General features: G+C 68.8%; 10 protein-coding genes. 2 read left to right on the top strand and 8 right to left on the bottom strand.

What is annotated here, in order from left to right; translation table 11 throughout:
• Positions 1-37: 37 nt before the first annotated feature.
• Together dinB and KTC28_RS11870 are read right to left on the bottom strand one after the other, a co-directional pair.
• The gene (gene dinB / locus KTC28_RS11875; protein WP_216707386.1) at positions 38-1,114 is read right to left on the bottom strand and encodes a DNA polymerase IV; all 1,077 of its coding nucleotides are present in this window, start codon (positions 1,112-1,114) and stop codon (positions 38-40) included.
• Positions 1,115-1,137: 23 nt separating this feature from the next.
• On the bottom strand, positions 1,138-1,575 hold the full coding sequence (locus tag KTC28_RS11870; RefSeq protein ID WP_216707385.1) for a DoxX family protein: 438 nt from the start codon (positions 1,573-1,575) through the stop codon (positions 1,138-1,140).
• An 81-nt stretch (positions 1,576-1,656) separates the two neighbouring features.
• On the opposite strand from KTC28_RS11870, the gene KTC28_RS11865 reads away from it, so the two are divergent.
• Together KTC28_RS11865 and KTC28_RS11860 are read left to right on the top strand one after the other, a co-directional pair.
• Positions 1,657-3,216 carry a GMC oxidoreductase gene (locus tag KTC28_RS11865; protein ID WP_216707384.1) on the top strand — a complete coding sequence of 520 codons (1,560 nt, stop codon included), beginning with the start codon at positions 1,657-1,659 and terminating at the stop codon, positions 3,214-3,216.
• A 9-nt stretch (positions 3,217-3,225) separates the two neighbouring features.
• A complete protein-coding gene (locus KTC28_RS11860; protein WP_216707383.1) occupies positions 3,226-3,966 on the top strand; it encodes a VOC family protein in 741 nt (246 codons plus the stop codon).
• A gap of 15 nt (positions 3,967-3,981) precedes the next feature.
• Here the strand turns inward: KTC28_RS11860 and nagE are convergent, their stop codons facing one another.
• Genes nagE through KTC28_RS11830 form a run of 6 tightly spaced genes read right to left on the bottom strand, consistent with a single transcriptional unit; the run spans position 3,982 to position 13,386 of the window.
• The gene (nagE, locus tag KTC28_RS11855) at positions 3,982-5,721 is read right to left on the bottom strand and encodes an N-acetylglucosamine-specific PTS transporter subunit IIBC (RefSeq protein WP_216707382.1); all 1,740 of its coding nucleotides are present in this window, start codon (positions 5,719-5,721) and stop codon (positions 3,982-3,984) included.
• Positions 5,718-8,186 carry a phosphoenolpyruvate--protein phosphotransferase gene (gene ptsP / locus KTC28_RS11850; protein WP_216707381.1) on the bottom strand — a complete coding sequence of 823 codons (2,469 nt, stop codon included), beginning with the start codon at positions 8,184-8,186 and terminating at the stop codon, positions 5,718-5,720. The genes nagE and ptsP overlap by 4 nt, the downstream gene beginning before the upstream one ends.
• Complete coding sequence (locus KTC28_RS11845) at positions 8,183-10,471, bottom strand: family 20 glycosylhydrolase (protein ID WP_223132247.1); 2,289 nt, start codon at positions 10,469-10,471, stop codon at positions 8,183-8,185. Before KTC28_RS11845 ends, ptsP begins: the two co-directional genes overlap by 4 nt.
• Positions 10,464-11,612: an N-acetylglucosamine-6-phosphate deacetylase gene (gene nagA, locus KTC28_RS11840; protein WP_255601968.1), complete on the bottom strand. Its 1,149-nt coding sequence runs from the start codon at positions 11,610-11,612 to the stop codon at positions 10,464-10,466. The genes KTC28_RS11845 and nagA overlap by 8 nt, the downstream gene beginning before the upstream one ends.
• Positions 11,609-12,655 carry an SIS domain-containing protein gene (locus tag KTC28_RS11835; RefSeq protein WP_216707379.1) on the bottom strand — a complete coding sequence of 349 codons (1,047 nt, stop codon included), beginning with the start codon at positions 12,653-12,655 and terminating at the stop codon, positions 11,609-11,611. The genes nagA and KTC28_RS11835 overlap by 4 nt, the downstream gene beginning before the upstream one ends.
• A complete protein-coding gene (locus tag KTC28_RS11830; RefSeq protein ID WP_216708113.1) occupies positions 12,652-13,386 on the bottom strand; it encodes a GntR family transcriptional regulator in 735 nt (244 codons plus the stop codon). Before KTC28_RS11830 ends, KTC28_RS11835 begins: the two co-directional genes overlap by 4 nt.
• Between the last annotated feature and the right edge of the window lie 133 nt (positions 13,387-13,519).

Here is a 13,519-nt window from a genome sequence, read left to right as displayed (position 1 = left end):
TGATAGGCGGGCGGCAGGGCCGGGTGCAAAGCGTATCTCAGCCGTCGGGGAACAGCAGCCCGGGTGCCGGCGGCCCGCTCTCCGGTCCGATCAGTCCCGATAACGTCAGGCCCAGCAGCCGGATGCCGAGGTCGACCGGGAGCAGCGCACGCAGCAAATTCGTGCCCACTGCAGCAACCTCGGCGCGGTGGGTGAGCGGCGCTGTGCGGGTCTGTGTGCGGCTGATGATTTTGAAGTCGGCGAACTTGACCTTGAGCGTCAGCGACCGCCCGGCCGCGCCGCTACGCTCGATCCGCCGCCACGCTGCATCGATCACCGGCTCGAGCGCGGCGATCAGGTCGGCGGCATCGATCAGGTCGCGATCGAAGGTCCGCTCGGCCCCAACCGACTTGAGCGGGCGGTCGGGTCGGACTGGGCGATCATCCTCGCCATGAGCCGCACGGTGGAAGTAATTGGCACTGCTGCCGAAATGTTGGTTCAGCGCGTCGAGCGCGAAGTCGCGCAGGTCGGCCCCGGTGGCGATGCCGAGCGCCGCCATCTTCGCCGCCGTCACCGGGCCGACGCCGTGGAAGCGCTTGACCGGGAGCGTGGCGACGAACGCCGGGCCCTGTGCCGGCTTGATTACACATAGGCCGTCGGGCTTGTTCTGGTCCGAAGCCAGCTTGGCTATGAACTTGTTATAGCTCACCCCGGCCGACGCGGTCAGCCCGGTTGTCTCGCGGATGCGCGCGCGGATCTCGGATGCGATCGCGGTCGCCGAGCCGATTCCGCGGGCATCGTCGGTGACGTCGAGATACGCCTCGTCGAGCGACAGCGGTTCGATCAGGTCGGTGTAATCGGCGAAGATCGCGCGGATCTGGTTCGACACCTCGCGGTAAACGTCGAACCGCGGCGGCACGAAAATCAGCCCGGGACAACGCCTTAGCGCGGTTACCGAAGCCATCGCCGAGCGCACGCCGAAGATTCGCGCCTCGTAGCTCGCCGCCGCGACGACGCCGCGCGCCTCGGCGCTGCCGACCGCGACCGGCTTCCCGCGCAGCGCCGGATTATCGCGCTGTTCGACCGAGGCGTAGAACGCATCCATGTCGATGTGGATGATCTTGCGGGTGGTCATTGCCGATCGATGTGCGGTCTCGACTACGCCGGTCCGAGCAAACCAAGCGACGGCCCGTTGCCGGCCAACGCCACCGACAGCAGCCCGCCGACGATGCAGAAGTTCTTGAGAAACTGCCAGAAATGCTCGCGCGCCGGGCTGGCGTCGTCGGGCCCGAACAATCCCGGGAATGCCCAAAACGGGTGATACATCACCGCCGTCACCGCGCAGAACGCCGCCAGCACCAGCGCCGCCGGCCGGTCCCACGCGTGGCCGACGATCATGATCGGCGTGACAAACTCGACCGCGATCGCCGCGACGACCATGCCCACCGCTACGATCGGGGGTCCGGGGATGCGTGCCGACCGTGTCTGCGCCATGCACGCGCGCCAGCGTACGATCTTGTCGACCGCGCTCGGCGGGAACATGCTGACAAGACAGACGCGGGCGACGGTATCGACCACTGTCGCTGAGACTATCATGCACTCTCCGGATCGACGTGGCTGCGATAGCGTTCAACGCGCCGCGGGGCCATGGTTCCGGACCTAGAATGGGAATGCGCGATGAGCAACGACTGGGACGTCATCATCATCGGCTCGGGCCCCGGCGGCGGGACGATGGCGCTCGAACTCGCGGCGACAGGTAAGCGCATCCTGCTCCTCGAACGCGGCGATTATCTCAAGCGCGAGCGCGCCAACTGGTCGAGCCAGGCGGTGTTCGTCGACGGCAAATACCAGTGCCCCGACGTCTGGAGCGACCGCGCGGGAAATGAATTTCACCCCGGGCTCCATTATGTCGTCGGTGGCAATTCAAAGGTTTACGGCGGTTCGCTCTACCGGTTACGCGAGCGTGATTTTGGCGCGCTGCAGCACGAGGAGGGCGTTTCGCCCGGGTGGGAGGTTGGCTACGACGTCTTCGAGCCGTATTACACCCGTGCCGAAAAATTGTTTCAAGTCCACGGCCTCCGCGGCGCCGATCCGACCGAGCCGTGGGCGAGTGCCCCCTACCCGTACCCGCCGGTCCGCCACGAGCCGCGCATCCAGGAGCTCCACGACAGCCTGACCAAAGCCGGTCACCACCCCTATCCGCAGCCGCTGGCGATCCTGCTCGACGAGGACGAGCACGGTGCGAAACCGTACAGTCCATGCATCCGCTGTGACGCCTTCGACGGTTTTCCGTGCCTGACCAACGGCAAGGCCGACGCCCAGATCATCGCCGTCGATCCGGCGATCGCCCACGCCAACGTCACGCTGCTGACCGGCGCCTATGTCGAGCGCCTCGAAACCGATGCCGCGGGCCGGACCGTTACCGCGGTCCACGTCACCCGCGCCGGCGTGGCGGAAGTGTACCGCGCCGACCTGATCGTCGTCGCCTGCGGGGCTTTGTCGTCGGCGCTGCTGATGCTGCGGTCGGCATCGGACACCCACCCGAATGGACTTGCCAACGGCAGCGGCCTCGTCGGGCGCAACTACATGCGCCACAATAATTCGGCGTTCATGGCGGTCAGCCTCGCGCCGAACGACACCGCCTTCCAGAAGACGCTGGCGCTGTCGGACTTCTATTTCGGGTCCGACGACTATGAGTTCCCGCTCGGCGAAATCCAGATGATCGGCAAGAGCCACGGCGACCAGGTCAAGGCCGAGGCGCTGCCGGCGCTGCTGTCATGGTTCCCTGACCGCCCGTTTGAAGAACTCGCGCGCCACAGTCTCGACTTCTGGGTGATGACCGAGGACCTGCCGCGCCCCGAGAACCGCATCGCCTACCGCGACGGCAAGGTCGTCCTCGACGTCGTCCCGACCGGCGACAAACCGCACAAGCTGCTGCGCCACAAACTCGAGGGGCTGTTGGGAAAGATCGACGCCCATCCGCATTTGCTGCCGCGCTCGCTCTATCTCGGCAAGGATGTCGCGATCGGCGGGACCGCGCACCAGGCGGGGACGATGGTGTTCGGCTCCGACCCCGAGACATCGGTGCTCGACCTCGATTGCCGCGCACATGAGGTCGACAACCTATATTGCGTCGACGCGGGCTTCTTCCCGTCGATCGGCGCGGTCAACCCGACGCTGACGATTATCGCCAATGCCATGCGCGTCGCCGATCATCTCAAAGCGCGGATGGGCTAGGGTCTGCAGATGGACGAGCTTCGCATCGCCGGTATCGGCCTCAATGTCGCCAGCGTCGAGCGGGCGATGGTGTTCTACGGTGCGCTCGGCTTCACGGAGGTCGGCCCGGGCGAACTGGTCTTCGGCCACGCGCGCCTCGAGCTAACGGTCGCCACCGGCGCGGCATACCCCGAGCCCCGCGCGGCGAACGATCCGTGGTTTCAGCACTTTGCCGTCGCGGTTGCCGACATCGAGGCTGCCGCCGCCGCGGTCCTCGCCGCCGGAGCGACGCCGATCTCGCGCGGCGGCCCGCAGCTGCTGCCGCCTAACACCGGCTCGGTCACCGCATTCAAGTTTCGCGACCCCGATGGCCACCCGCTCGAACTGTCGTTGATTCCGGGCAGCGCATGGCTCCGCGACGCAGCTCCCGGAGCAGTGTTCCTCGGCGTCGACCACACAGCGATCGCGGTCGCCGACCTCGCCGCCAGCCAGCGCTATTACGAAGCGCGCGGCTTTCGCGAGACAGGCCGATCGCGAAATACCGGTCCGGAACAGGACCGGCTCGACGGGCTCGACGGCGTTGTTGTCGACATCGTCGCGCTCGCGCCGGAGGGAAGAGGACTGCATCTCGAACTTCTGTGTTACCAGACGCCGAAACCCGGTTCGCGGCAGCGCATCGGCGATCATGACATCGCAGCGACCAGAACCATCGTGGCAGGTGGAAAGTCCGAGATCGACCCTGACGGATATCGGATCGTATCGGAGTCGTAATTCACGCGGCGCGGCTCAAGGTCTCGGCGCGGCCTCGATTTGCGCCGCAATCGATCCCGCGTCGGGCCCGGCGATCACATGCCACGTCAGCGGGCGGGTCGAGACGAGCATTCGCGAGGCAAGCGCAGCAGTCGTGGGATCGACCTGTTGATCGTCGCGCACGACAACGATCACCCTGCTCGATACCGCCCTCACCGTGGCGATATTGGCCGCGCCGCCGAGTGCAGCGAACAATGCGTCGACCTCCGGGCTTGGCCTGGGCACCGGCGCGTGAGGTTCAATTAGCTTAGGTACTGGCAACAGGGGCCCGGCGTCGACATGCTCGCGCATCTCGCGCGCGAGGCTATCGGCGATCGGGCCGACGACGACCTGAAGGGCGTCCGCCGATGGCCTGATTACGCCGCGTGCGCCGAGCCGCCTGAGCGCTGCCTCGTCGACCGTCGCTTGGTCGCGGACGACCAGCCGCAGCCGCGTCGTGCAGGCATCGATGCTGACGAGATTGCCCTGCCCCCCGAGCGCGGCGAGCATCTGTGCGGCGCGGTCACCCGCAATCGGTGCGGCCATCGGCGCGGCGTCGACCGTGTCGCGGCCGGGCGTCTTGAGGTCGAAGCGGACGATGACCCAGCGAAACAGGGCGTAATAGACCGCCGCGTAGACCAGCCCGACGGGCACAAGCAGCAGCGGCCGCGTCGCCTTGCCGAAGTTGAGGACATAGTCGAGCAGCCCCGCCGAAAATCCGAAACCGAGCTTCACCCCGAGCGCGTCCATCACCACCATCGCGACCCCGGTCAGCACCGCGTGGATCACGAACAGCGCGGGAGCGAGGAACATGAAGGTGAATTCGATCGGCTCGGTGACGCCGGTCAGCATCGCCGTTAATGCCAGCGACAATAGCAGCCCGCCGACTCCGGCGCGGCGCGCGGGCGACGCGGCGTGGTACATCGCTAGACATGCGGCGGGCAGGCCGAAGATCATCACCGGGAAGAAACCGGCCATGAACGACCCCGCCGCCGGATCGCCCGCGAAGAAGCGGTTGAGGTCACCCGTCGCACCGTGGAAATTGCCGAGGATGAACCAGACGATGTTGTTGAGGATGTGGTGCAACCCCGTCACCAGCAGCAGCCGGTTGAGCAGGCCGTAGGCAAATAGTCCGGCGGGACCGGCAGCGGCGACGCCGTAGCTCAGCGCGTCGATCACGTGGTCGAGCAGCGAGAAGCCCGTGCCGAAGATGAGCGCCAGCACGATCCCCGCGAGCCCGCTGACGATCGGCACGAAGCGCCGCCCGCCGAAAAACGCGAGATATTCCGGCAGCTTGATCGCGCCGAAGCGGTTGTAGAACTGCCCGGCGATGACCCCCGACAGGATGCCGAGCGGGACGCTGAGCTTGGCGATCGCACCCGCGCGAAAGGCGGCCTCGGCGAGCGGGCGCGCTTTATCGGCCATCCCGGCAATGGCGTTGGGCGGAACCGCGATCAGTGCTTCGGCACCGTTGGTCGCGACGAGGAAGCAGACGACTCCGGCTAGGCCCGCCGCGCCGTTGCCGTCGCGGGCGAAGCCGACGGCGACACCGATCGCGAACAATAGCCCGAGGTTCTTGAAGATCGCATCGCCTGCGGCGACGACGAAGGCGATGTCGAGCAGGTCGGGCTGGCCGAGGCGAAGCAGGATGCCCGCGATCGGCAGCACCGCGATCGGCAGCATCAGCGCGCGGCCGAGCTTCTGGAGCCCGGCGGCGGAAAAGCGCGGGAGTTTCATCGCGACGCCGCGACGAGGGCGCGAACCGCTGCCGCCGAGTCGCACGCTAACGCCGCATGCGCGAGCGCGGTGCATGCTTCACGAGTCAGCGTTCGCACCATCGCCTTGATCTCGGGAACCATCGCCGGGACCGCCGACAATTCGGTGACGCCTAACCCGATCAGGATCGCCGACGCGGCGAGGTCGGAGGCGAGGCCGCCGCACACCCCGACCGGGCGGGCGTGACGCGCGGCCCCGTCGCAGGTCTGCGCGATCAGGCGGAGGATGGCGGGGTGGAGAGCGTCGATGCCGCTCGCGACCGCCGGATTGCCGCGGTCCATCGCCAGCGTATATTGCGCGAGATCGTTAGTGCCGATCGCGAAGAAGTCGGCGTACGTCGCGAGAAGATCAGCGGTTACTGCCGCTGCCGGGGTCTCGATCATCACCCCTAGCTCGACGCGGCCGAGCCCGAGTTCGTCGGCGAGTGCATCGACCACCGCGCGCACCGCAACAAGTTCGGCGACGCTGGCGATCATCGGCAGCAGGATGCGCGGCAGCGGCCGCACCGCGAGGATGGCGCGCAACTGGTCTTCGAGCATTTGCGGGCGCGCTAACCCGACACGAATGCCGCGCAGGCCGAGCGCGGGGTTCTCCTCGGGCGGCAGTGCGAGATACGGCGCGGGCTTGTCGCCGCCGATGTCGAGCGTGCGGACAATCAGCGGGCGATTGCCGAGCGCATCGGCGATGCCCTGGTAATGGCGGGTCTGCTCGGCGACGTCGGGCGGCGTCGCTCGGTCGAGGAACAGCAATTCGGTGCGGAGCAGGCCGCAGCCCTCGGCCCCGGCGGCGACTGCGGTATCGGCATCGGCGAGGCTGCCAAGGTTGGCGAACACCTCGATCCGCGTGCCGTCGGCCATGCAGCAATCGGCGGCGGCGGCGGCGCGGGCACTGGCGCGGGCGTGTCCGCGCTGCTCGACGCGCGCGGAAGCGGCGGTGGTCGCTGCCTCGGCGGGGCGAATCGAGAGCGTCGCTGCATCGGCGTCGAGGATCAGCGGCGTGCCGGGCGCGATCTCGAGGACGCCCTTGCCCGCAGCGACGATCATCGGGACGTTCATCGCGGCGGCGATGATGGCGACGTGCGAGGTCGGGCCGCCGTTCGCCAGTACGATACCGTTAAGGCGGGAAGGATCGAGCGCCATCAATTGCGAAGGGAGCAGGTCGGCGGCGCACAGGATCGCATTTTCGGGCAATTCGGGCGGTGGGGCATCGGTCTTTTGGAGCGCGGTAATGACCTGCGCTTCGAGGTCGCGGAGATCGTCGGCGCGTCCGGCAATCCGCGCATCGGCGATTCCGGCAAGCGCGGCGATTGCCGGACCAAGCGCGGCGCGCCACGCCGCCGCAGCGGATGCGCCCCGAGCCAGCGCCGCGCCTGCAGCGGCCGAAACCGCGGGGTCGTCGAGCAGGTCGAGGTGCGCCTCCGCAATCGTCGCGACTGTGCCGCCGCTCGCCACATGTCCGGACAGGCGCGCACGGACGGTGGCGATCGCGGCGGCAAGGCGCGCGGTCTCGACCGCGATCCCCTCGCCGGGTGCATCGGCCATGATCACCGCTGTCGCCAGTTGGTAGGCGACGCCGATCGCCAGCCCGGGTGCCGCGCAGACGCCGCGAAGCATGTCGTCCTCGACCGGCATCGGCACGGTCGGCGTCGGTGCGGGCCGTTCGGGGGCAGCCGGCCCCTCCCCGCGCTCGATCAGCGCCGTGATCGCCGCTGCTGCTGCTTCAGCATCCACCCCGGTCGCGACGATATCGACCGCCGCGCCATGGGTCAGCCCGAGCGTCATCACCGCGACGCTGCTCCGCGCATCGGCGCGGCGATCGGCAAGGCTCAGTTCGATCGTCGCGGCAAAACCGCGCGCCGCGGTGGCAATCGCTGCCGCCGGACGTGCGTGAATACCATGGACCGCCGCGACGATAGCGCGCCGCGATGTCGTTGGGCCCTCGGCAATTGAGGAGACCGCACCATCGCCGCACGGGGTGAGGTCCATCAGCCACGCGCCGACCGCGACCGCGCCGGCTTCGCGCCGCGCGGTGATGACGAATGCATCGCTATTGGTGACGACGATGGGGGACAACAGGCTCGTCGCGCGCGCGGCGAGGACATCGAGATCGAAGCCGAGCAACACGTCGCCCGCTGCCACCCGCGCGCCATCGGCAACATGGACGGTGAACCCCGCACCGTGGAGCGCGACGGTGTCGATGCCGACGTGGAGGAGCAGTTCGGCTCCGGCGTCGGTCCGGAATGTCACCGCGTGGCGGGTCGGGGAGACCGCGATGATCGTTCCGGCGCACGGGGCGTGGAGCGTCGTCGCGGTCGGGTCGATCGCGACGCCATCGCCCATCAGCCGCTCGGCGAAAACCGCGTCGGGAGCCTCGTCGAGCGGGCCGAGCCAGCCCGCGAGCGGGGCGACGAGCGCAAAGGGAGTCACTTCGCCGCCTCGAGCCGGACCCAGCCGAGCACATGGAGCGGATCGGGGGTGCGCGCGGTCATCGCGAGGCACAGGTTGTGGGTTCCGCTTGCCGCGAGCGGCGCGGTCAACGGCGTCACGCCCCCGGCGCGGACGCCCGCGAGCGGCAGCGTCGCGACGACCGGCCCGGTGCACGAATCGAGCCGGACGACGAGCTCACCGGCGGGCGTAGCCGGCGGTCGCAGCGTCACGGTCTTGAGCTCGTCGCCGAGCTGGAAGTTGAACGGGAGCACCGCGACTCCCGCCGAAATCGCCCTCACCCCGTCGAGATCGGCCGCCGGCCACAGCCAGCACGTGTCCATGATGTCGGCGAGGAACGGGCCGCCGGGGCTGACGAGGTTGAGGACGACGCGGTCGGTGCACGGCCGAAGTTCCTGGCTGACGCGATAGCGGAGGGCCACAGCCGTGAAGCTCCGCTCCGCGACGCTCGATACGCGTAGCGCGCCTGCATAGGTCGCGGCGCGGACCGTCGTCCCTAGCGGCACGACGATCGGTGCGGTGGCGGCTGCTCCGGTGAAGGCTCGCGATGAAGGAGTCGGCTCACTGCCGTCGGTCGTGTAGCGGATACCGCCGAGCCCGGTCTGGCTGCTCAGCCGCACCAGCACGTTGCCGCCGTCGCGCCGTCCGCGAATCGCGACTCCGACCGCGCCCTCGTCGGCGTCGAGTCCCAGCGCGCGATAGCGGGCGAACTGCGCGGGCAGGCGCGACTCGAAGTTCGCCCAGTCGCGCAACGGCGCGGCGGTCCAGCCGCTCTCCGCGACTGCCGCGGCGCGGGGCAGCGCCATTCGCTCGACGTTCGCCTCGGTGGCCATGTGCTCGGTCCAGATGTTCGCCTGGAGGCCGATGATGTGCGCGCGTTCGGCGTCGGTCAGCGGCACCTTCGTCGCCCCCTTCGGCAGCGGCGGGTCGCCGGGGTCGTAGGCGTAGACGTCGGCGAGTGAGACGACCGTGCCGCGGCCGATCGGATGCGACGGCAATGTGCTTTGGCGGTTGTCGAAGTAGAGCGTCGGCGAGGTCGCCATTACGACGTCGTGCCCGGCCTGGACGGCGGCGAGCGCGCCGTCGGCCCCGTGCCACGACAGCACCGTGTCGTTCGCCGGCAGGCCACCGCCGTCGAGGATCTCGTCCCAGCCGATCAGCCGCCGCCCGCGGCCGTTAAGATACGTGCCAATGCGGCGGACGAACCACGCCTGCAACGCGGTCTCATCGGCGAGCCCGAGGGCGTGCATCCGCGCCTGCGTCGCGGGGTCGGCGTGCCACTGCGTCTTGACCGCCTCGTCGCCGCCGATCGCGATAACCTTGCTCGGGAACAGGTCGACGACCTCGCCGAGGATCGTTGTCAGGAAGGCGAAGGTCGCGTCGTCGGTCCGATAGATCGACGGGAAAACGCCCCAGTCGCCCTGCGCCGCGGCGTCGACCCCGGCGAAACCGACCTTCGGATAGGCGCGGATCGCGGCGAGGGCGTGGCCCGGCATCTCGATCTCAGGGACGATCGTGATGTTGCGCTCGGCGGCATAGGCGACGATCGCGCGGACCTCGGCCTGAGTGTAGAACCCGCCGTAATGCTTGCCGTCGCGCCCGACGCGATACCCGCCGACTGCAGTTAGCCGCGGGTGATGCTTGATCTGGAGCCGCCAACCCTGATCGTCGGTCAGGTGCCACTGGAGCGTGTTGAGCTTGTGGAGCGCCATCCAGTCGATCATCCGCCGGATGAACGCGGGCGACTGGTAATGCCGCGCACTGTCGAGCAGCAGCCCTCGCCACGCGAAACGCGGTGCGTCGGCGATCGTCAGTGGCGCGAGATCGACCGGCCCGGTCGCAGGTTGGTCGGCGGCGGTGGCGAGCTGCCACAGGGTGATTGCGCCGTAAAACAGCCCGGCATCGGTCGCGGCGGTGATCGTCGCGTGGTGATTTGCGATCGTCAGGCGGTAGGCTTCGCGCCCGCCGCTGACGTCGCCGCGAGCGAAGACGATGCTGTCATGACCGCCAGCGGTCGCACTCTTGCCGCGCCGGGCTTCGAGCAGGGTCGTTAGCCGCGCCGCCGCCCGTTCCGCACCGGCGTCGCCCGGGGGCGTGACAATCGCTGTTGTGGGGTCGATGCGTACGCCGGTGCCGCTACCCGCGACGACCGACAGAGGGCGGGGAATGACGTCGACCGTCGCGGCGGCGAGCGGCGTCGCAAGCAGCGCGACCGCGACGACCGCGACGACCGCGACGACTGCGACGACTACGACGCGGCTAAGCATGGGCCACGTCATTCGCGACGCCACCAATCCACGTCCCGAGGACGTTCAACCAGTCGTCGAGCAGAACGAAGTCGGCGCGCAAGCCCGTAGCGATGCGCCCGGTTTCGTCACTTAGGCCGAGGAACGCCGCGGGGTTGCCGCTCGCCATGCGCGACGCGTCGCGGAGGTCGAGCCCGAGCAGGTCGACGCAGTTCCGCACCGCGGTCGCCATGTCGAGGTCGGACCCCGCCAGCCGTCCCTCGGCGTCGTAGCATGCGCCGTCGCGGACTTCGATCGTCTTGCCCTGGAGGTCGAACGCGACGCGATTGCCGCCGACGCACGGCATCGCGTCGGTAACCAGCATGAAGCGGTCGAGCGGGCGGCTGCGCAGCGCGACCTTGAGGACCGCCGGGTGGACGTGCTTGCCGTCGACGATGATCCCGCAATACGCTCCGCTCAGCAGCGCCGCGCCGACCACGCCCGGAGCGCGGCTCGTCATCGGCGACATCGCGTTGAACAGATGGGTGATGCCGGTGACGCCGGCGCTCAGCGCGGCCTCCATCTCGGCGAAGGTGGCGTTGGTATGCCCCGCGGCGAGCGTCAGCCCCGCGGTGACCAGCGCGCCGATCGCGGCGGTGCCGGCCATTTCAGGGGCGAGCGTGACGAGGACGCGGCCCGCGCCGGGCGCTGTCAGGACGTCGAAGCCGGCGGCATCGAGGCGGCGGAAGTGATCGGCGTCGTGGATGCCGCTACGTTCGTCGCTGAGGAACGGCCCCTCGATGTGCGCGCCGAGGACGCCCGGGACCCCCGCCGCGATCGCCGCGCGCATCGCCGTGAGTGCTTCGGCGACGATGCTGAGGTCGTCGCTGATCAGCGTCGGCAGGAAGCCGGTCGTGCCGGTGCGGCGGTGCGCCGCGCCGATCCGCGCGATCGTCGCGGCGCTCGGGTCGGCGTTGAACAGCGCGTCGCCGCCACCGTTGACCTGCGTGTCGATGAAGCCGGGCAGCAGCATGTTGCCGCCGAGGTTGACCCGCGCGGCGGTGGAGTCGATCTCCCCCGGGCGACCGATCGCGATGATCCGCCCGCCCTCCACGAGCACTTCGCCGTCGCCAAGCCCGGCGTCGGTCATGATCCGGCCGTTGGTGAAAAGCTGTTCGGTCACAGGGTCTTGGTGACCTTGGCGAGGAAATCGGGGCGATCGGCGTCGAAGCCGCGACGGCGCGCGAGGTTGTCGACGAGGCGATACAGGCTCTGCGCCAAGATGATTGGGCGGAGCAGTGGGTGGCAGTCGACGACGGGCAGCGCGATCGTTCCACCGGTGCCGCCCGCGACGATCACCGGCGCACCCTGCGCGACGAACGCCGCGACCGCCGCCGCGACTCCGGCGCGACCCGCGTCGTCGGGCATCAGCGCGAACACCGGAAACCCCGGCCCGGCGAGCGTCATCGGGCCGTGGCGGACCTCGGCCGAGCTGAACGCCTCGGCGTGGAGGCCGCACGTCTCCTTGAACTTGAGCGCTGCCTCCTGCGCGACACCAAGCGCGGGACCGCGCGAGACGACGTAAAGGTGATCGGCGGCTTCAAGCACCGGCAATGCCTCGCTCCAGTCGCTCGCCCACGCCGCGTCGAGCCGCTCGGGCAGCATCGCCACCGCGTCGGCCAAGGCCGTATCGTCCGCCCACGCCGCGACGAGCTGCGCCATGACGGCGAGCGTGCCGATGAACGACTTGGTCGCGGCGACGCTGGTTTCGAGTCCGGCGGCGATCGGGAGAACAACCGCCGCCTGCTTCGCGAGCGGCGACGCCTCGTCGTTGACGATCGCGACGACGAGCGCGCCTGCGGCTTCGGCAGCAGCGGCGGCGGCGAGCAGGTCGGGACTGTGCCCCGACTGCGAGACGACGAGGCACAAGGTGTCGGCCATCACCGGACGCGCGCCATAGACCGACGCAATCGACGGCGGCATCGATGCGGTGAGGATTTCAAGTCGGGTCTCGATCAAATAACGCGCGTAGGTTGCAGCGTTGTCCGAACTCCCCCGCGCGATGGTGACGACCGCACGCGGCGGCGATGCGCGGAGGCGAGCAGCGAGCGCAGCGACGACGTCGGCGTTGCGCTCCAAGGCAGCCGCGACCCATGCCGGGGCCTCAGCCGCTTCGCGGAACATCGCCGTCGTCTTCGCCAAAGTTGGTGCGGAGGTCACGGTCATGGCATGCCGATGTTGAGTTCGGCGACGAAGTCGTAGCTGTCGCCCCGGTAATAGGACTGGGTGATTTCGACCGTGATGCCGTCGGCGCGGAAGCCGCGGCGCTCGATCAGCAGCCCGGGAGCGCCCGCGTCGAGCGTCAGCAGTCCCGCCTGCTCGGGCGTGAAGAGCACCGCGCGCAGCCGCTGCAACGCCCGCACCGGACGATTACCGGTCGCCTCGAGCGCTTCGTACAGCGACGTCCCGACAGCCTCGACCGAGGTCAGGCAGAACGCCGGGACGGTCGATACCTCGAGCGCCATCGGTGCGTCATCGGCGTAGCGGATGCGGTTGAAGCGATAGACCGGGCTGCCCGGGCCGAGGCCGAGCGTCATCGACTCCTCGGGGGTGACGGTACCTTCGGCGCGCGCCAGCCAGACGCTACGCGGGATGCGGCCGCGCGAGACCATGTCCTCCGAGAAGGACGAGAGCTTCGAAAAGCTCTTCTCGATCCGCGCGGCGATGAACGTCCCCGCGCCCTGCCGCCGCGTGACGAGGCCTTCCTCGACCAGCGCGTCGATCGCCTTGCGCACGGTGATCCGCGAAATGCCGAAGTCTTGCGCGATGTCGCGCTCGGCGGGCAGCGCCTCGTCGGTCCGCAGGCGCTTGTCGGCGATCGCGTCGCGCAGCGCCCGGTGCAGCCGCTGATACAGCGGGCCGTTGGTCTGCCGATCCAGTCTGCCGATAACGTCCATCAGCCCCACGCAATCGTCCCCAAAATCAAAGCCTGTCCCGGTTATGCACACCCGGCCGGACAGTGCATACCACCGAATAATTGGTATTAGAAAGATATGATTTTGGACTTGCGTTTAGTGACAGGATTATGTC

Source organism: Polymorphobacter megasporae (assembly GCF_018982885.2).
GTDB classification, from domain to species: Bacteria; Pseudomonadota; Alphaproteobacteria; order Sphingomonadales; family Sphingomonadaceae; genus Polymorphobacter_B; species Polymorphobacter_B megasporae.
Note: the sequence above shows the minus strand (reverse complement) of the source record. Positions and strands in the feature narration are given on the sequence as shown.

What these genes read in the sequence shown, in the direction of transcription:
- dinB (WP_216707386.1), bottom strand. Translation starts at nt 1,114, where the DNA reads ATGACCACCCGCAAGATCATCCACATCGACATGGATGCGTTCTACGCC.
- KTC28_RS11870 (WP_216707385.1), bottom strand. Translation starts at nt 1,575, where the DNA reads ATGATAGTCTCAGCGACAGTGGTCGATACCGTCGCCCGCGTCTGTCTT.
- KTC28_RS11865 (WP_216707384.1), top strand. Translation starts at nt 1,657, where the DNA reads ATGAGCAACGACTGGGACGTCATCATCATCGGCTCGGGCCCCGGCGGC.
- KTC28_RS11860 (WP_216707383.1), top strand. Translation starts at nt 3,226, where the DNA reads ATGGACGAGCTTCGCATCGCCGGTATCGGCCTCAATGTCGCCAGCGTC.
- nagE (WP_216707382.1), bottom strand. Translation starts at nt 5,721, where the DNA reads ATGAAACTCCCGCGCTTTTCCGCCGCCGGGCTCCAGAAGCTCGGCCGC.
- KTC28_RS11845 (WP_223132247.1), bottom strand. Translation starts at nt 10,471, where the DNA reads ATGCTTAGCCGCGTCGTAGTCGTCGCAGTCGTCGCGGTCGTCGCGGTC.
- KTC28_RS11835 (WP_216707379.1), bottom strand. Translation starts at nt 12,655, where the DNA reads ATGACCGTGACCTCCGCACCAACTTTGGCGAAGACGACGGCGATGTTC.
- KTC28_RS11830 (WP_216708113.1), bottom strand. Translation starts at nt 13,386, where the DNA reads ATGGACGTTATCGGCAGACTGGATCGGCAGACCAACGGCCCGCTGTAT.